This window comes from Paractinoplanes brasiliensis (genome assembly GCF_004362215.1).
Classification (GTDB): Bacteria; Actinomycetota; Actinomycetes; order Mycobacteriales; family Micromonosporaceae; genus Actinoplanes; species Actinoplanes brasiliensis.
The window spans coordinates 5,370,470-5,387,681 of record NZ_SNWR01000001.1 but is presented as its reverse complement, the minus strand read 5'-3'; the positions used below and the strand labels follow the sequence as shown (position 1 = coordinate 5,387,681).

At 71.7% G+C, this 17,212-nt stretch carries 16 protein-coding genes and 1 pseudogene; 4 read left to right on the top strand and 13 right to left on the bottom strand.

The window, feature by feature from the left end; translation table 11 throughout:
* Window positions 1-42 precede the first annotated feature (42 nt).
* The 6 genes and pseudogenes from C8E87_RS24510 to C8E87_RS24490 form a co-directional block, all read right to left on the bottom strand.
* Window positions 43-666: a carbonic anhydrase gene (locus C8E87_RS24510; protein ID WP_133875257.1), complete on the bottom strand. Its 624-nt coding sequence runs from the start codon at window positions 664-666 to the stop codon at window positions 43-45.
* A gap of 16 nt (window positions 667-682) precedes the next feature.
* Complete coding sequence (locus C8E87_RS46980) at window positions 683-1,084, bottom strand: methyl-accepting chemotaxis protein (protein WP_438866191.1); 402 nt, start codon at window positions 1,082-1,084, stop codon at window positions 683-685.
* Between the two features lie 105 nt (window positions 1,085-1,189).
* A pseudogene (locus C8E87_RS46975) lies at window positions 1,190-2,137 on the bottom strand (GAF domain-containing protein); the annotation flags it as partial.
* 230 nt (window positions 2,138-2,367) lie between these two features.
* A complete protein-coding gene (locus C8E87_RS24500) occupies window positions 2,368-3,399 on the bottom strand; it encodes a S1 family peptidase (RefSeq protein ID WP_239079912.1) in 1,032 nt (343 codons plus the stop codon).
* Between the two features lie 164 nt (window positions 3,400-3,563).
* Window positions 3,564-4,829, bottom strand: a complete 1,266-nt coding sequence (locus C8E87_RS24495) for an FAD/NAD(P)-binding protein (RefSeq protein ID WP_133875256.1) — start codon at window positions 4,827-4,829, stop codon at window positions 3,564-3,566.
* A complete protein-coding gene (locus tag C8E87_RS24490; protein WP_133875255.1) occupies window positions 4,826-5,341 on the bottom strand; it encodes a winged helix-turn-helix domain-containing protein in 516 nt (171 codons plus the stop codon). Before C8E87_RS24490 ends, C8E87_RS24495 begins: the two co-directional genes overlap by 4 nt.
* A gap of 223 nt (window positions 5,342-5,564) precedes the next feature.
* Between C8E87_RS24490 and C8E87_RS24485 the strand changes: the two genes are divergently transcribed.
* Window positions 5,565-6,047, top strand: coding sequence for an NADPH-dependent FMN reductase (locus tag C8E87_RS24485; RefSeq protein ID WP_133875254.1), 483 nt, complete (start codon window positions 5,565-5,567; stop codon window positions 6,045-6,047).
* 194 nt (window positions 6,048-6,241) lie between these two features.
* Here C8E87_RS24485 and C8E87_RS24480 read toward each other — a convergent pair whose 3' ends face one another.
* A complete protein-coding gene (locus C8E87_RS24480; RefSeq protein ID WP_239079911.1) occupies window positions 6,242-8,044 on the bottom strand; it encodes a S8 family serine peptidase in 1,803 nt (600 codons plus the stop codon).
* Window positions 8,045-8,158: 114 nt separating this feature from the next.
* Here C8E87_RS24480 and C8E87_RS24475 point away from each other — a divergent pair, with 114 nt between their 5' ends.
* Window positions 8,159-8,281 (top strand): ribosomal protein bL36, encoded by a 123-nt coding sequence (locus C8E87_RS24475; protein WP_133875253.1) that lies wholly within the window; start codon window positions 8,159-8,161, stop codon window positions 8,279-8,281.
* Between the two features lie 111 nt (window positions 8,282-8,392).
* Here C8E87_RS24475 and C8E87_RS24470 read toward each other — a convergent pair whose 3' ends face one another.
* From C8E87_RS24470 to C8E87_RS46675, 3 genes are all read right to left on the bottom strand, one after another.
* Window positions 8,393-9,019, bottom strand: coding sequence for a response regulator transcription factor (locus C8E87_RS24470; protein WP_133875252.1), 627 nt, complete (start codon window positions 9,017-9,019; stop codon window positions 8,393-8,395).
* A gap of 357 nt (window positions 9,020-9,376) precedes the next feature.
* Window positions 9,377-10,531: a sensor histidine kinase gene (locus C8E87_RS24465; protein WP_133875251.1), complete on the bottom strand. Its 1,155-nt coding sequence runs from the start codon at window positions 10,529-10,531 to the stop codon at window positions 9,377-9,379.
* Window positions 10,532-10,560: 29 nt separating this feature from the next.
* Window positions 10,561-12,009: a hypothetical protein gene (locus C8E87_RS46675; protein ID WP_307870533.1), complete on the bottom strand. Its 1,449-nt coding sequence runs from the start codon at window positions 12,007-12,009 to the stop codon at window positions 10,561-10,563.
* 153 nt (window positions 12,010-12,162) lie between these two features.
* Between C8E87_RS46675 and C8E87_RS24455 the strand changes: the two genes are divergently transcribed.
* Both C8E87_RS24455 and C8E87_RS24450 read left to right on the top strand, forming a co-directional pair.
* The gene (locus C8E87_RS24455; protein WP_203720469.1) at window positions 12,163-13,506 is read left to right on the top strand and encodes a hypothetical protein; all 1,344 of its coding nucleotides are present in this window, start codon (window positions 12,163-12,165) and stop codon (window positions 13,504-13,506) included.
* A 96-nt stretch (window positions 13,507-13,602) separates the two neighbouring features.
* Window positions 13,603-14,259: a flagellar brake protein gene (locus C8E87_RS24450; protein ID WP_133875250.1), complete on the top strand. Its 657-nt coding sequence runs from the start codon at window positions 13,603-13,605 to the stop codon at window positions 14,257-14,259.
* A gap of 21 nt (window positions 14,260-14,280) precedes the next feature.
* On the opposite strand, the gene C8E87_RS24445 is transcribed toward C8E87_RS24450, so the two are convergent.
* From C8E87_RS24445 to C8E87_RS24435, 3 genes are all read right to left on the bottom strand, one after another.
* Window positions 14,281-15,378 (bottom strand): XdhC family protein, encoded by a 1,098-nt coding sequence (locus C8E87_RS24445; protein WP_133875249.1) that lies wholly within the window; start codon window positions 15,376-15,378, stop codon window positions 14,281-14,283.
* Window positions 15,371-15,943: a nucleotidyltransferase family protein gene (locus C8E87_RS24440; RefSeq protein ID WP_133875248.1), complete on the bottom strand. Its 573-nt coding sequence runs from the start codon at window positions 15,941-15,943 to the stop codon at window positions 15,371-15,373. The genes C8E87_RS24445 and C8E87_RS24440 overlap by 8 nt, the downstream gene beginning before the upstream one ends.
* 276 nt (window positions 15,944-16,219) lie before the next feature.
* A complete protein-coding gene (locus tag C8E87_RS24435; RefSeq protein WP_133875247.1) occupies window positions 16,220-17,188 on the bottom strand; it encodes an NAD-dependent epimerase/dehydratase family protein in 969 nt (322 codons plus the stop codon).
* Between the last annotated feature and the right edge of the window lie 24 nt (window positions 17,189-17,212).

The window sequence follows — 17,212 nt, the reverse complement described above, 5'->3', positions numbered from 1 at the left end:
GGCCGTCCCGGGCGGGGCACCGGGACGGCCGGTCAGTTGAGGTCAGACCGCGGTGAGCAGCCGGGCCGAGTTGCGGACCTCGGTGACCGCGCCGGTGGACAGGCAGTACTGGGCAGCCACGGCCTGGAGAGCGCCGCTGCCGATTGCCCGGTCGACGACCGTCGAACGCTCGCGTAGCAGGTCGAGCGTGTAGAGCGAGTGCAGCGCACCGATCTCACCCGCCGTCTTGGCGCCGTCGTACCGGGCCCGCAGCACATCGGGGGTGATGCGCTCGGCGATGTCGCGGACGTAACCGGCCGGAACGGCCGCGTTGTCGACGACACCGGTGGCAGCGGCAACGGCGCCGCATCCCTCGTGGCCGAGTACGACGATGAGGGACACGCCGAGCATGCCAACGGCGTATTCGACCGACCCGAGGGTGGCCGAGTCGACGACGTGACCGGCTGTGCGGACCACGAAGAGATCGCCGAGGCCCTGGTCGAACAGGATTTCGGCCGGTACGCGCGAGTCGGCGCACCCGACGACGAGGGCGAACGGCGCCTGTGACTGGCTGAGCTGGGCGCGGCGGGAGGCGCCGCGGTCACCGGCGGCCGTGCTGCGGTCCTCGATCCACCGTCGGTTGCCTTCGAGCAGCCGGTCCCAGGCGGGGCGTTGGTCAGTGAACATCGTGGGGGCTCCGGGTTCAGTTGAGGATGGCACCGGTCGTGGCGACCTGTTCGGTGAGAACACTGCTGATGAGACGCTGGGTCTGGTTGATCTCCCCGACGGCGGTGTGGATCTCGGCCAGGGACGCTGTGACCGCGTCGACGCGGGCTTGAATGGCGTTGACTTTCGCGCTGACCTCGTCAGTGGCCCGCTCGGTCTCGGTCGAGAGCTCCTTGACCTCGCCCGCGACGACCGCGAAGCCCTTGCCCGACTCGCCCGCGCGGGCCGCCTCGATGGTCGCGTTGAGCGCGAGCAGCTTGGTCTGGGCCGCGATCGACTGGATGCTCCGCACCACGGCGTTGATCTCGGCGCTGGCATCGCCGAGCGCGGCGACCTGCTGGTTGGCCTCGACCGTCAGCTTCTCCCCCTGCTCGGCCACGGCCGCCGCGGAGGTGACGTTGCGCTCGACCTCCGCGATCGAGTCGAGCAGCTCGCGGCCGGCGCCTTGCAGCTGCTCGGCCGAGGTGAAACGCTCCAGCGCCTGCCCGACGAGGAACGCGGTGTTGCGGAGCGCGCTCTCGCGGCCCGGATACATGATCAGTGTCCGGGTCGCGAAGAAGTCCATGGTGCCGATGATCTTTCCGCCCACCCTGATCGGCAGACAGACGCCCGACTTGACGCCGGCAGCCTGGGCGGCGGGCCGGCGGACGCAGTCGGTCAGCTCGCCCAGGTCCTCCACGAAGACCAGGTCGCCGCGGGCCCAGGTCCGGCCGGACAGGCCGACGCCCTTGGCGAAGGAGGCGGACATGGTCACACGACGGAACTCGGCTCCGGCGTCACCCGACTCCAGCGCGAATCGCAGCACGCCCTCGTCCTCGTCGAGCTGCCAGAACGAGCCGTACTGCCAGTCGAAGTCCCTGCGGATGATCTCGAGGGCGGACCGCAGGGCGGCGTCGCGGCTGGTCGACGCGGTCAGCTCGCGGATCACCTCGGACACAGCCTCGACGTCCTGGGCGGCCTTCTCCTGCCGGACCTGTTCGTGCAGCCGAGCCAGGGCGCCCGACACGAGCTGCCCGACGGCCCGCAGCACCGACAGCCGGGCCTCGGAGAGATGCAGCTCCTCCGTGGCGAAGAAGTCCATCGTCCCGACGACCTTGTCATCCTCGATCAGCGGGAAGCAGACACCACTGTGCACCCCGGAACGGGCGGCGACCGGCGCACGGACGCAGTCGGTGACGTCGGCGATGTTGGTGACGAAGACCAGGTCCCGGCTGCGCCAGGCGCGGCCCGACAGCCCTACGCCCTCGGCGAAGGAAGCCTCGAGCGTGACCCGGCGGAAATCCTCGTTGACCTGGCCGCTCTCCTGGGCGAAACGCAGCACCTTGTCGGGCGCGTCGAGCTGCCAGTAGGAGCCGTAGGCCCAGCCGAGCAAGCCGCGAACCAGGTTCAGTGCTTCGCCGACGGCTTGCTCCGGAGTCGTGGCCTTTTCCATCGCGCTCATGATCGCCGTGACCGCCTGGACGTCGGCTCGGGCCTCCGCCAGATCGACATGGGCCTGCTCGGCCGCCGCTCGCTTGCTCGAACGCAGCACCAAAGCTCCTCGCGGGTGGGAGCGACCATACGCCGCTCAGGTAACCCGCAAGATCGGCTGAAGACCGGCCCAGCTGAAGATTCGGTGGGCACGAAAAAGGGGCCCCGGTGGGGCCCCTTTTCACGCGATGGTCAGTAGACCTGGACGCCGTAGACGTTCAGGGCCTCGACGACCGGCTGGAAGTACGTGGTGCCGCCGGTGGAGCAGTTGCCGCTGCCGCCGGAGGTCAGGCCCAGGGCCGTGGTGCCGGAGTAGAGCGGGCCGCCGCTGTCGCCGGGCTGGGCGCAGACCGTGGTGCGGATCAGGCCCGAGACGGAACCCTCGGCGTAGTTCACGGTGCTGTTGAGGGCGGTGACCCGGCCCGAGCGGGTGCCGGTGGTGGAACCGCGCCGGTAGACCGTGGCTCCGACGGCCGGGGTGCCGGCCGAGGTGATGTCCTGCGAGGCGACCGTACCGTCCTTGGCGATCGAGGTGTTGGTGTAGCGGACGATGCCGTAGTCGTTGCCCGGGAAGCTGCTGCCCGCGCGGGTGCCGAGGGTCGTCGAGCCGTTCGTCCAGGTCGAGCCGATGTTGGTGCAGTGGCCCGCGGTCAGGAAGTAGTACGTGCTGCCGGAGCGCACGTTGAAGCCGAGGGAGCACCGGCCGCCACCGGCGTAGATGGCGTCGCCGCCGCTGATGTTCGTGCTCAGCGCGCCCTCGGTCCGGACGATGCGGGCGCTGTCGCCGAGCTTGGCCACGGTGGCCTCGACGGCGGCCAGGGAGGCGCCGGTGACCGTGCTGTCCACCTCGACGACGACCTGGTTGCTGACCGGGTCGACGGCGAACGCCGTGCCGGGGGTCTTGAGCGAGCTCTTCAGGGCGTTGTCCGCGGCGGCCAGCTGGGCGCCCGTACGGGTCACGAAGCGCGGGGTGGCGCCGGCGGCCTTCACCGACTTGGCGGTGGCGGCGTCGGTGACGTTGACAACCACCTTGCCGGCGTCGTCGATGAACGAGCCGGCCACGTTGACGCCGAACTGGGCGTCGATCTTGGCGGCGAGGGCCGAGGGGGCGAACGAGGGGTCTCCGGCAGGGGCCGCCGAGGCGGGTGACGCGGCAAGTCCGGTGCCGACGAGCATGCAGGCAGCAAGGCCGACGATCGGCCGGCGCAGCTTCCGGTTGAGCACGGGGTTCCTCCCAGGGGGGGTGGGGGTACACCGGATCCGGCGTACCACTTGCCCTCGGAGTATTGACACTTCTCTATGCACGTTCAAGAGTCGGCAATGGTTGCCACAAGCTCGTTCACAACCGCCCTGAGCTGCTCAAACACCCCCACATAGCACGAATCGTATTATCCAACCGGGATGGTGAGGTTATGGGCCTGCGCCCGGATCTCGGGCACCGCGGTCGTCTCCCACTTGGCCCCGCGGCGCAGCGGCCCGATCAGCCAGCGATCACCCTGCACCCGCCCGTCGGCCGCAACGAGCCGTCCGGACGCGTCGATGTCGAGTCCCAGCCCGTGCGGGCCGACCCGGGCCTGCCCGGCGTCGAGCAGGCCGCCGACGAACGACCCGGCCGCGCCGGGCAGCCGGCCGGGACCGGCGCAGTTGACGACCGCGCCGAACCACTGCACCCCAGCCTCGAGCTCGACCAGCAGGCCACCGGCGGGCGGAGCGCTCATCGAGCGGACGCCCCCGGCGCGAACCTCGAGGCGCCCCTCCTCACGCAGCGTGGCCACGCGCGCCCCGACCGAGGGCGCCATCCGGTGACGGTGACATTCCCAGGGACGGGCCAGATGCCGCAGGAACGCGTCCTGCTCGTCGGGCGTGAAGGCAGTCCACAGTTCGTCCAGGTACGGGCGCAGGCCGTCCACCACGGCACGCCAGTCCCCGGCCCGCGCCGCCTCGGCCCGCACCGCCCGTACGACGTCACGCAGCGTCATGCAGTCGTCGAGCACCGGACCGACCGGCGGGGCGGCCACCGCCGTGTGGGTCAGCGGCAACTGGCCCCGGCGGCTCACCGCGGTGATCGGCGCGTCCCGGTCGCCCTCGGTGAGCGTGAGCGCCACGTCGATCGCGGTCAGCCCCGCCCCGATCAGCAGCACCGGCACGTCCGACGGGATCGCCTCGATCGCGCCCTTGGCCCACGGGTCGGCGACGTAGTCGGGGTGGTCGGGGCAGGCCGCGGGCTGAGCCGGGGCGGGGTTGCCGGTTGCCGCGACGACGTGATCGGCCCTGACTTCCCTGCCGTCCGCCAGCACGACGCCGGTGGCCGACAGCCCCGCCGCACGTGACCGGCGCACGGTGAGCCGCGTTCCCGATCTACCGGAGATGTCGGAAAAGACGGCTCTGAGGTACCGGCCATACTCCAGCCGTGGCCGGAAGTCGTCGGCCGAGCATTCTGCCCAACGGGCGAAATGGCCGGGATCGCGGGGGTCAGCGCTCATCGCCCCCGCTCGCGAGTTGAGCAGGTGCCAGGGCCGAGCCGCCCCGTAGGCCAGCCCACCCCCCGGCTCGTCCGGCTCGATCAGCACCACCCGGCTGTCGGTGTTGCTCAGCAGCTCGCGGGTGGCCAGCACGCCGGCACAACCACCCCCCACGACGGCGACCGTCGTCACGGCTCGACCACCGTCACGCCACAGTCGTCGGCCAACCGGTAGCCCAGGCCGTAGACGGTGGTGACCACCTCGGGGTCGGCGAGCTTGGTGCGCAGCCGGCTGACGTGCACGTCGACGGTGCGGTTGGTGGTGTGCGTGTGCCCCCACACCTGCGCGAGCAACTGACTGCGGCTGAACACCTGCCGCGGGTGCCGGGCGAGGAACAGCAGCAGGTCGTACTCCAGGCGGCTGAGGTCGAGCGCCTTGCCGTCCCGAATCGCGGTACGGGCGCCGGGATCGAGTCTCAGCCCGTCCGCCCCGCCGGGATCCGAGAGGGTCACCTGCGCCGCCTGGCCCACGGCGTCCACGAGGTCACGCAGCGCGGCGACGACCCGGTCACGCCCGGCCCCGGCGCCGGAGATGTTGATGGTCACGGTGACGGGCGAGTCCGTGGCGGCCTCGGGGACGAGGTCGGGCACGGGGCGGAGACGGCGGCGCGGAACGGCTGGGTGGGCAACGGCGAGCGCGGACATGGGGTTCTCCCTCCGGTAGCGGCCCGAATAATATATCTCCTATGTGCAAGGTAGGTTAAGACCCGACCGGCGCGTCGTACGCCCGAACGGGTGGAACCGGCCCGCCGAACCGCTCGATCCGCACGCTCGTCACCTGCCCCACCCCGCGCCCGTCAGCACTATTTCTTGCCATATCCCGTAGGTGAACTAGGATTTTGTTCTCGCGCTTGCCCTAAGGAGAGTCATGACTCAGTACGTCGTCGTGTCCGGCAACCCCCGTCCCGGCTCCCGAACCTCCACGCTGGCCGTCGCCGTCGGGAACGCCCTGGCCGGCTCGTCCCAACCGACCGTCATCGAGGTCGGCGACCTGGGCCCCGGCCTGCTCACCCCCGGCGACGCAGCGACCGCGGAGGCCGTGACCGCGCTCCGCGAGGCCGACGTGCTGGTGGTCGCGACCCCGACGTACAAGGGCAGCTACACCGGTGTGCTCAAGGTGCTGCTCGACCAACTGCCCGCCCAGGCGCTGGCCGGCAAACGGGCCGTACCGGTGGTCACGGCCGGTGTCGCCCCGCAGGCCGCCGCGGCCGAGGCCCTGCTACGGCAACTGCTCACCGAACTCGGCGCCGACGTCGCCCCCGGCCTGCCGGTCGTGGAGGCCGAGCTGGCGGAGACGGCGGCCCTCGCGGAGAAGTACGCCGCCACTTTCAGCTCCCCCACAGGGTCGTGACAGCGCGCTGACAGCCACCGTGCGTAGCTTTCGCCTGTCCGATCTTGGCCCTACCGCCCCGGGCCGGCCCGGACGGCAACAAACGCACAAGACGGCTCGTCCCGCTCGGCGGCGCCCTGCCCCCGGCCACCGAGCGGGCCGAACCCGTTCCGCCGCCGTCAGGAACGCCCGCACTCATACACCAGGGCCGGTGTTCACGCGACGTTGATCGTCAGGGTGGCGGTTGCTCGCGTGCCCCAGCCGTCGGTGAAGGCGACCGTGAAGCTCGACGATCCCTCCGGCGACCCCGAGATCAAGCCGTTCGCGGCCAGCGACAACCCGGACGGCAACTGCCCGCCCACGACCGACCAGGTGCCCGGCCGTCCGTCCGCGACGGTCAGCATCTGCGAGTAGTGGTCGCCGGGCGAACCGTCCGGCAGCCACCCCGTCGAGATCACCGGCGCGGTCCTGCGGACCGACACGGTGAGCGTGCGGCTGACCGACTGCGGGACGTAGTCGGTGAAACGAACCGTCACAGTGGCCGTGCCCGGCGCGACCGGCTTGCCGGTGATTCTGCCGCTCGGCCACAGCGTCAGGCCCGTAGGCAGGCGGCCCGCCGTGACAGTCCAGGCGCCGTTGCGGGCTGCCTTGAGCGTGAGCTTGCCCGAGTACGCCTGCCCCGCGGTCACGGTGAGCGCGGAACTCGTGATCACAGGCTTGGCCGGCGGCGCCCCCACGAACAGGAGCTTGTTGGGCGAGCCCTTGACGTCCTTGATCTTCCCGGGGGTGGCGTTCTTGACCAGGTAGGCGGAAACCTGAGCCGGGGTCATGGCCGGGGACGCGTCCAGGGCCAGGGCGGCGGCGCCGGCCACATGCGGCGAGGCCATCGAGGTGCCGCTGGCCACGGCCGTCATGGTGTTGCTGCCGTAGAAGTCGGAACGAATGTTGACGCCGGGCGCGAACAGGTCGAGCACCGGGCCGAAGTTGGAGAACACGGCCCGGCGGTCGGACGCGTCGCCGGCGCCAACGGTGATCGCCGCGCGCAACCCGGCCGGACTCATCTTGCCGGCGCTGACGTTCTCGTTGCCGGCTGCCACGACGTACGTGACCCCGGAGTTGATCGAGCGCTGCACGGCCGCGTTGAGCGAGGCGCTGTACGAGCCGCCCACGCTCATGTTGGCCACGGCCGGCTTCACGGCGTGCGCGGTCACCCAGTTCACGCCGCTGATCACCTGTGACAGCGTGCCCTCGCCCTTGCAGTTGAGCACCCGTACCGAAACCAGCCGCACCTTCTTGGCCACGCCGAAGACCTGGCCCCCGATGGTGCCGGCCACATGGGTCCCGTGCCCGTTGCAGTCGCCCGCGGCCGAGGCGCCGGTGATCGCGTCGTAGCCGTATGAGGCCCGGCCACCGAAGTCGGCGTGCGTGATCCGGATGCCGGTGTCGAGCACGTACGCGTGCACCGCGCTGCCGTCCGCGGTCGGCGTGAACGATTTCGTGCCCTTCACGGCCCGCTGGTCGATGCGGTCAAGTCCCCACGGCGGGTTCTTCTGCGTCCCCTGGACGGTGAGGATCCGATCCTGCTCGACGTAGCGCACGCCCGGGTCGGCGGCCAGGCGGCGGGCCTGTGTTGCGTTCATCTCGGCGACAAAGGTCGTGCCACCGTCGACCGACATCGCCGACGCCGCACCAAGAGCCGCCACTGCCGACGCCCCAGCTGAAGCCGACGCCGCGCCCAGAGCCGTCATTGCCGACGCCGTGCCGGGTGCCGGCGCCACGTCCAGAGCCGACATTGCCGACGCCCCACCTGAAGCCGACGCCACGCCCAGAGCCGACATTGCCGACGCCGTGCCGGGTGCCGGCGAGTTCAGCGTCACGATGTAGCGGCCCGGGATCGCACCCGGCAGACCCGCGCCGGCGACGCTGCCCTCGGGCACGGCGGCCTGCGCCGGCAGGGCGGTGCCGGAGACGATGACGACGGCTGCGGCGGCCGCGGCGGCAAGGGTGCGCATTCGCATGGCCGCCTGATCGGCGTTCGCCCTGGTCAGGTGAGGAAAAGACCCGGCTCGCACACGGAAATACCGGCCGTGCCCCGAGCGTTGACCGGTACGGCTTCAAGAGAGGAACCCGTCATGAAGGTCCGGAACTCGCTGCGCTCGCTGAAGGCCAAGCCCGGCAGTGTGGTGACCCGTCGTCGCGGCCGCCAGGTCGTGATCAACCGGAAGAACCCGCGCTGGAACGGCCGCCAAGGCTGACACGCCCGATCGCGGGACGCCAGTGGGTGAGCCGCGATAATGTAACGAGGACAAAGCCGGAGTCCCGCCGCCACGGGGCTCCGGCTTTTCCACGCCCGGAGCCGCCGGCGCCTACACGCGGTGTGCGACAAGAGCCAGCCGTACGCGGTTGGGACTGCCGGTCTTGGTCATCAGCGCGGTGATGTGCGTCTTGACGGTGGTGATCCCGATGTGCAGCCGCTCGGCGATCTCCGTGTTCGACAGCCCCTCCCCCACCAGCCGGAGCACGTCCTGCTCCCGCGCGGTCAACCCCTCGACCCGCGACGGCCGCTCGGCCCCCGCGTCGGTGGCCCGCCGCACCAGCCGCTGAAGCACGTCCCGGCTGAACGGACTGTCCCCCGCCGCAGCCCGCCGGATCCCGTTGAGCAGCTCGGCCGGCGGCGCGTCCTTGAGCAGGAACCCGCAGGCCCCCGCGTTGAGCGCCGGATAGAGATGGTCGTCGTCCCCGAACGTGGTCAGCACCAGAACCCGGGTAGCCGGACGCTCGGCCAGCACCCGGCTGGTGGCGCTGATCCCGTCGACGCCCGGCATCCGCAGATCCATCACGATGACGTCGGGCGCCAGCCGCCCGGCCAGGGTGATCGCCTCCCGCCCGTTGCCGGCCTCGCCCACCACCTCGATGTCGGGCTCCGCGTCGCACAACATCCGCAGCCCCGCCCGGATGAGTTGCTGATCATCGACCAGCAGCACCCTGATCACGCCACACCCCCACACCAAACGCTCAGCCCACAACCCACGCCGCACTCAGCCCACAACCCCACACAGCGCGCTCAGCCCACAACCCACGCCGCAACCCCACACGCCGTGTTCAGCCCCACAACCCACGCCGCTCAGGCTCCATCGCGCCGTGTTCCCGCAACAAAGCCGCCGCCCTACGCCAAATGTGCCCGCGCGCAACCGCCCCACCGCGTCACGCCGTCCTCGGCGCGCACAAGCACTCCACCACGTCACGCCGTCCTCCCCGCGCACAACCACCCCGCCGCATCACGCCGTCCTCCCCGCGCACAACCACCCCGCCGCATCACGCCGTCCTCCCCGCGCACAACCCCCGCCACGTCACGCCGTCGCTTCCGTGTGGGCGGGCAGCACGGTCGCGACCCGCCAGCCCGGCCCCGACGCCCCCGCGGTCAGCTCACCGCCCAGCACCTCGACGCGCTCGCGCATCCCCACCAGACCGTGGCCACCCCCTGGAGGCTTCGGCCCGGGGCCCTGACCACCGTCGTCGGACACTTCCCAGATCACGTCACCCGCATCGACGGCGACCCGCAGGCGCGCGTGCGCGGACGGTCCGGCATGTTTGGCCACATTGGTGAGTGCTTCCTGGGTGAGGCGGAGCACTGCCAGACCACGTACGGAATCAATCGCCCCCACCGCATCGTCGACATCGGCCTCGACAGTGATCCCGGCACGCCGCGCGGTGTCCACGGCCGAGCCCAGCGCGGCAGGCAACGAACCCGGTTCGATCGCGGTGGCCGTCGCGTCCTGCACCTGGCCGTCGTCCCGCAGCAGCGCGACCAGCCGCCGGAGGTCGGCCAGCGCGGTCGTGCCGGTGCCGTGCACGTCGTCGAGCACCTCACCGACCCGTGGATCGATGTCGGGAATCACGTGCCGCGCCACACCGACCCGCAGCACCATCGACGCCACGTGATGGGCGACGACGTCGTGCAGCTCGCGGGCGATCGCGCTGCGCTCGTCCGCCCGGGCGGCGCGGCTCTCCATGGCGGCCCGGTGTTCGGCCTGGCGGCTGAGCTCACGCGAGGTGCGCACCACCAGGCCCAGCAGGACCGGCAGCCCGATCGGGATGACCAGGCTGAAGATGGCGTCGTTGAGCCGTTCGTCGCCGGGCAGCACGTCGAAAGCGACGTGCACGACGGTGAGCAGCGCGGCGCCGGCCACGAAGGTGCGGGTGCGGCCGGCCCAGACCACCAGCTCGCCCAGCGCCCAACTGCTGCCGACCTGGTTGATCGTGATGTCGTCGATCAGCACGTACGCGATGACGAGCAGAACGGTCTGCACGAGCAGGTTGGCGAACGGCCGGCGCCCCAGCAGCGGGAGCAGGACAAACGCCAGCACGGCGAGCACCCATTGGGTCACCGTGGGCGCATAACGCTCGTCCGGGTTGAAGAGCAGGTAGCTCACCCCGGTGAGGTCGAGCAGGATCATGCGCGCCCAGGTGTCCCGCTTGTCGAAGAGACGTCCGAGCCAGCCCATGACGGTGAGCCTAGGCGGTTCGGCCAGGATCACTTCCGCGTTGTCCACAGGCGCGGAGTTGTCCACAGGTCGCCGTCGGAGGTCGGCAGAGATCGGTGTTCTCCGGCAGAATCCTCAGCGGGGAGGTGGCCCCCCGGGTGGGTGGGACTCTGTTCACTCCGGTTTGAGTTGATCACGGTGCGGGTGGCCGGGGCGGCGGTGGCAGGGTCTGAGGCGGTCGCGGTGTGGGGTGCCGGGGCGGCGCTGCGGTTCGACTCGATCACTGTGTCGCCGACGGCGGTCCGGTTCGGCTCGATCACTGTGTCGCCGACGGCGGTCCGGTTCGGCTGGACCATGGTCTGAGCGCCGGCTGCGGTCGGGTCCGCCTGGGCGTCGGCCGCGGTTGGGCTCCACCGGACGTCGTCTGCGGTTGGGGGCGACCCGATCACGGTTTGGGCGTCGGCGGACCGGTCCGAGCTGAGGACGGTGGGAGCGCCCACGGACGAGCCGAGAACGGCGGGAGCACCCACAGACGAGCCGAGAACGACCGGTTGCGGGGCGCGCGGGGGCGCGGCAGGAGCACCCACGGATTGGCTCGAGCCGAGAACGGTGGGAGCGCTTGCCGATTGGTTTGTGTTGAGGACGGTGAGGGTGGCGGCGGCCGTGAGCAGGACCAGGGCGGCCAGCGCGAGCAGGGTCAGGGCGTCCGGGCGCAGCAGGGGCTGACCGCGCAACGCCTGCCAGGTCAGGAGCACCACCATTCCCGCGTACGCGGCGCCGGCCACCAGGATGAGGCGGGCGCGGGCCCGTTCGTGCAGGCGGGTTCGCCGGGTCAGCAGGATCGCCAGCAGGGGCAGGAACTGCAGGCCGTGCATGCCCACGAAGTGCCCGATGCGCAGGTCGCCGCCGGTGGTGCTCCAGCCGGTGACGGGCAGGCCGGGGCCGCCGTCGGGCACCCCGACAGCGTGGGCGCCCGAGATGCCCTCGATTCCCGGGTTCTGCAGCGGGGTCACCATCGGCACCGCGGCCAGCATGCCGAGCAGCGACAGCAGCAGTCCGAGGCGGATCGCGTACGCGGCTACGGGGTTGGGGATGCGCTGGATCAGGGCTACCACTCCGATGGCGAGGTGCGCGAGGAACAGCACCAGGATCGAAGTGCCCATGATCGACCAGAGACGCTCGTCGAACGGGTTGGAGTCGTTGAAGTGGCTGCGGTGGGCGCGCGCGGCCTGGAAGGTGATGATGGCGACCTCGATGACCGAGACGCCGACGATGACGGTGGCTGACCAGTCGGCGAAGCGGTTGCGGCGGGGCAGCACGGCCAGCATCCACGCCAGCGTGAGGGCGTAGACGGCGAACGAGATCGCGAACTTGAACGGTTTGAGCCAGACGGGGGCGCCGAGCAGGGTGCGGTCGTCGGCGACGATCCCGACGACGGTGATCAGGGTCAGCGCGGCCATGGCGGCGGTGAGGACCAGGAGCGGTCGGTGCCATCTCATGACCGCAGCGTCGCGTGGTCAGGGGGCCTGATCGCCCGCCCGCGGGCCCCACCGGCGACCGGCGGTGGGAGGCCGCATCCTCCTTGGGTAGGAGACCCAACGCAGGAGACCGGGGCAGGAGGGCTGAGGCAGAAACCCGGGTACTGTCTCGCCGTGATCGACTTCCCCGTGGACGAGTCCGGCCGTCGCAGCAGCGCTTCCTTCGGCCGGCACGTGGTCGCCGACGCCCTGCGGGTGGCCGATCCCGCCGCCGCCGACGCCACGCTCGCCGTGACGGACTGGCGGCGCGGCTACCTGGGGCCGTTCCGGGCGTTGATGTCGGCGGGCCTGCCCGACGGGTACGACATCGCGGCGGCCGGCCTGGCGTCGGTGCGCTCGCGCATGCCGGTCGAGATCGCACCGCCGTCGCAGCCGTTCGAGACGATCACGGTCGACGGTGACGCGCCTCGCGAGACCGAGGTGGTGCTGCCGTATCGGGGGCAGGCGCTGCGCGGCGCGGAGTTGCTGCGGCGGCTGGAGGCGTGGACGGCCGCGGGTGTGATCGAGCAGTCGTGCGCCGACGCCGTACGGGAGGTCGCCGCCAACCCGGACTGGCTTGACCTTTCCGACCAGCGGCTCGTCATGCTGGGCGCGGGCGCCGAGATGGGCCCGCTGCCCGCCGTGCTGGCGTGGGGCGGCACGGTCGTCGCGGTTGACCTGCCGCGGGTGTGGGAGCGGGTCGCGGCCGTGCCGGGCGCGGGCCGCCTGATCGCCCCCGTGCGGCCCGGTCGCGCGCCGGGCGCCGACCTGCTGGCCGAGCTGGGCGCCGTCGCGCACTGGCTCGAAGGCATCGAGGGGCGGCTGGTGCTGGGCAACTACGTGTACGCGCCCGGGCCGGCGTACGCGAAGCTCTCGGTGGCCGTCGACGCTCTAGCTGTGCGCCTGCGCGAACGCCGCGACGATGTGGCCCTCGCCTTTCTGGCCACACCGACGGATGTCTTCGCGGTGCCGCCGGGTGCGGTTGCTCTGTCGAGGTCGCGTTTCGAGTCGCGTTCGCGCCGGGCCCGGGTGACCGGCGCGCTCTCGGGCGGGCGGCTGCTGCAACCCAACTACGCCGGCGAGGCGATCAACGACAGCCTGGTGCCGCAGCAGGGCCCGAACTACGCGCTGGCCAAACGCATCCAGCGCTGGCGGGCGTCGGTGACCCGGCGTGAGGGCGTGGTCAGCTTCGCCGTGGCGCCGCCGACCCGCACCCGGTCGGTCACCAGCAACCGCCTGCTGGCCGCCGCGTACGCGGGCGCCCACCTCTTCGACGTCGAGATCTTCGAGCCGGCCACCGCGAACCGCCTGATGGCCCTGCTGCTGGTGCACCAGCTCCGCAAGCCCCGCCCGGCCGCCCCTGCCGCGTGGCAGGACGAGGCAGTGTCGGCGGCCCACGGCGGGCTCTGGACCACCGCCTACCGCCCCCGTACGGCGCTGGGCCTGGCCGCCGTGCGGGGTCTGGTCACGTCCCGGTGACCTGAGCCCTCTTCGCTCGGCGAAACACTCACGTCCCGGCGCCCGCGGCCGATCAGGAGCCTCGACCGGATCCCCTGCCGCGAGGTGCACCTTCCCATGACTGTTGTGGTTTCCCCTGCCACCGCCATCGAGCTTCCCGCCGTCGGCTCGCCCATGTTTCTCGTGCTCGGCGAGGGAGTGAACTTCCGGTCGCGTCTCGAATCGGTCGACGGCGAGACCTTCACGGTCGCCGCGCCGCTCGAGACGGCCGGCCCGGCCGGGTTCAGGCCCGGCCAGCAGTTCGACGTCTTCTGGGCGACACCGCGTACGCGCATCGTGCTCCCCAGCCGCCTGGTCGACCTTTCCGACGAGCCGCCGTTCCGCTGGCGGCTCGCTCCCGTCGAGGCCCCGCGTCAGAGCAACCGCCGTGAGTACGTCCGTGGCGGGGGCGGCGTCCCCGTCCGGCTCACGGCCGCCGGCGCCGAGACCCACCTCGTGGGCGCCCTGCTCGACATCAGCGAGGGCGGCCTGCGCTGCTGGATCGACGAACCGGCCGTCTTGGCCCCGGGCGACGAGCTGAACGCCGCCGTCTCCCTCGGCGCCGCGGGCGAGGTCGAGGTGGCCGGGACGATCCTCACGGTGCGCGAGGCCCCGCACGGCGACCCGGGCCGGCACGTCGTGCTCACCTTCGACACCGGCGAGAGCCTGGCCCAGATGATCCGGCTGTACGTGATGACGTGGGAGATCAACGAACGTCGCCTGCGCGCTTCGTGACCGGTCACCCGGGGACGGCGCCTACTCGGCGTGGATGCGGCCGTCGGTCGTGGTCAGGCGGGCGCCGGTGCCGCCCCAGCGCAGGGCCACGATCTCGGCGGCGATGCTGACCGCGGTCTCCTCCGGGGTGCGCGCGCCCAGGTCGAGGCCGACCGGGGAGGCAAGCCGGGACAGGTCGGCGTCGGACAGGCCGGCCTCCTGCAGGCGTTTGGTGCGGTCGTCGTGGGTGCGGCGGGAACCCATCGCCCCCACGTACGCGACCGGCAGGCGCAGCGCTACCTCGAGCACCGGGACGTCGAACTTGGGGTCGTGGGTCAGCACGCACAGGACGGTCCGCTCGTCGATCCGGCCCGCCTCGGCCTCGGCGTTGAGATAGCGGTGCGGCCAGTCGACCACCACCTGGCCGGCTGAGGGGAAACGGCGGGCGGTGGCGAACACGGGCCGCGCGTCGCAGACGGTCACGTGATAGCCGAGGAACGACCCGATGCGGGCGGTCGCGGCGGCGTGGTCGGTGGCGCCGAAGACGAGCATCCGGGCCGGGGGCGCGAACGAGGCGACCAGCACGGAGAGTCCTTCACCGCGGCGCTCGCCGGACGGTCCGTAGTGGAGTACACCCGTACGTCCCGCGGCCAGTTGCCCGCGACCGTCGTCGGTCACGGCGTCGTCGACACGGTCGGCGCCGAGCGTGCCGGTGCGCTCGTCGGGCGTTATCAGCAGGTGGCGCGCGTCGTCGAGCCGGGTCGCCAGCGCCACCGGTCGCGACTGCCCGATCGCCGCGGCCAGCTCGGGCAACTGCGGGAACGACTCCCGGTCGACCCGTTCGACCAGCAGCTCGATGATTCCGCCGCAGGTCAGGCCGACCTCGTACGCGTCGTCGTCGCTGATGCCGTAGCGCAGCGTACGGGCCTGGCCGCTCTCGACCACCTCGAGGCACTGCTCGTAGACCGCGCCCTCGACGCACCCGCCGGACACACTGCCCACCACCTCGCCGCCGGGGCCGACGACCAGGGCCGCGCCCGGTTGGCGGGGCGCGCTCGACCAGGTCGCCGTCACCGTGGCCAGCCCGACCGGCTCGCCCGCCTCCCACCAGCCCAGCAGCCTGTCCAGCACGTCACGCATGAGGGTTCAGCTCCGGAACGTCGAGGTCGAGGTCGTCGGCCACATCGTCGACGGGCACCACCCGTACGGGGTGGGCCTTGAGATAGCCCCTGGCGCCCTGATCGCCGACCGCGGACGCGACGACGCCGGCCCAGTGTTCGCGCCCGAGCAGCACCGGATGCCCGCGCCGCCCGCCGTAGCCGCCCATGACCAGCGCGTCCGGCCCCGAGTACGCGATCACCCGCCGCACCGCCCCGGCCGTGATGCCCGGCATGTCGACCAGCAGGATCACGGCCGCGTCGGCCGGTGAGCCGTCCAGCGCCCGCAGCCCGGCCCGCAGCGAGGAGCCCATGCCGGTCTCCCACTCGGGGTTGATCACGGTCTGCGGCAGTCCGGGCGCGGCCTCGATCACCCGCCGCGCGTCGGCTCCGAGCACCACCACGACCGGTGAGGCGCCGGCTTCACGCAGGGTGTCCGCCGCGCGTTCGACCAGCAGCCGATCCGGGTACGGGATCAGGGCCTTGGGCATGCCGTAGCGCCGGCCCGCCCCCGCGGCGAGCACCACCCCGGCCGTCACCCACGCCATAGATCGACACTAGTCCGGCCGGCCGCGACGATCCCCACCGTGATCCACAAGAAAGCGCAAAAGACATTTCGCCCGTACGCCGAAGCGGGTCCGACGTCGTGACGGGCTCAGAAGCCGTCGTGGCGCTCGTAGAGTCGCGGCGCAAGTAAGAACGTCGTGGCGCAAGTAAGAACGTCGTGGCGCTCGTAAAGACGGGGCGCTCGTAAAAGACAGGGTGCTCGTAAAGACGGGGCGCTCGAGAAAAACGTCGTGGCGCTGGAAAAGATGTCGTGGCGCTCAGAAGAACTGACCGCCCACGTCGGCCTGGTTGTGGGCGACCATCCAGCGCAGCGAACCCTGCATGGCCTCCAACGAGGAGTAACGCGGGGCGTAGCCGAGAACGTCGCGGGCCCGGGTGATGTCGGCCGCTATGCCACGCTCGATGTGTTCGCGGGTGACGGCGGCGTGTTCCTCGCCCACCCGGTCGACGAACTCGGGCCAGTCGACGAACTCCAGCACGGGGGTGCGGCCGAACCAGGCGGCCACCCCGGTCGCCAGTCCCCGGGACGTCATGGCCTGCTCGGCGACGACGTGGAAGCTGGAGCCAGCGGCGGCGGGACGGGTCAGCGCCCGTTCGAAGGCCTGGGCCACGTCGTCGGCGTGCACGTGGTTGAGGATGCCCATGCCGAGCGCGGGCAGGGCCACCGGCTCGCCCACGGCCAGGCGGCGCCACACGTCGGGGTCCATGTTGCCGGCCGGGGTGATGGCGCGGCGGCCGGGGCCGCTGATGTGTCCGGGGTGCAGCACGACGCTGGGGACGCCGCCGGCCAGGGTCTCGCGGTGCAGCAGCTCCTCGATCGCTGCTTTTCCGAGGCCGTAATCCCCGTACGGCGTGCGTGGCTCGTCCTCGGTGATCGGCACGCGCTGGGCGGGGCCGTGCACCCAGATGCTGCCGCAGTGCACCAGCAGCGGCCGGGTCGGGCGCAAGGCCTCGACGAGCTGCCGGGCCGAGTCGGGCGTGAAGCAGATCATGTCGATCACGGCGTCGGGGCGCAGGGCCGCGATCCGCTCGCCGAACGTGCCCTCGGCGTCCTCGGCGCGACGGTCGGCGACGACCTGTTGCACGGCTTCCCACTCGGGCCTGTCCTGGTGGGGTGTGCGCTCGCCGCGGCTCACCGCGATGACCTCGTGGCCCGCCCGCACCAGCCGGGGCACGAGGTAGCTGCCGGTGTGCCCGGTCGCCCCGATCACCACTACTCGACGCATCCGGGCAGCCTATCGAGGCGTCCC

Coding starts and splice junctions, on each gene's coding strand:
- C8E87_RS24510 (WP_133875257.1), bottom strand. CDS start 666: ATGTTCACTGACCAACGCCCCGCCTGGGACCGGCTGCTCGAAGGCAAC.
- C8E87_RS24490 (WP_133875255.1), bottom strand. CDS start 5,341: ATGTCCGCGCTCGCCGTTGCCCACCCAGCCGTTCCGCGCCGCCGTCTC.
- C8E87_RS24485 (WP_133875254.1), top strand. CDS start 5,565: ATGACTCAGTACGTCGTCGTGTCCGGCAACCCCCGTCCCGGCTCCCGA.
- C8E87_RS24480 (WP_239079911.1), bottom strand. CDS start 8,044: ATGCGAATGCGCACCCTTGCCGCCGCGGCCGCCGCAGCCGTCGTCATC.
- C8E87_RS24475 (WP_133875253.1), top strand. CDS start 8,159: ATGAAGGTCCGGAACTCGCTGCGCTCGCTGAAGGCCAAGCCCGGCAGT.
- C8E87_RS24465 (WP_133875251.1), bottom strand. CDS start 10,531: ATGGGCTGGCTCGGACGTCTCTTCGACAAGCGGGACACCTGGGCGCGC.
- C8E87_RS46675 (WP_307870533.1), bottom strand. CDS start 12,009: ATGAGATGGCACCGACCGCTCCTGGTCCTCACCGCCGCCATGGCCGCG.
- C8E87_RS24450 (WP_133875250.1), top strand. CDS start 13,603: ATGACTGTTGTGGTTTCCCCTGCCACCGCCATCGAGCTTCCCGCCGTC.
- C8E87_RS24445 (WP_133875249.1), bottom strand. CDS start 15,378: ATGCGTGACGTGCTGGACAGGCTGCTGGGCTGGTGGGAGGCGGGCGAG.
- C8E87_RS24440 (WP_133875248.1), bottom strand. CDS start 15,943: ATGGCGTGGGTGACGGCCGGGGTGGTGCTCGCCGCGGGGGCGGGCCGG.
- C8E87_RS24435 (WP_133875247.1), bottom strand. CDS start 17,188: ATGCGTCGAGTAGTGGTGATCGGGGCGACCGGGCACACCGGCAGCTAC.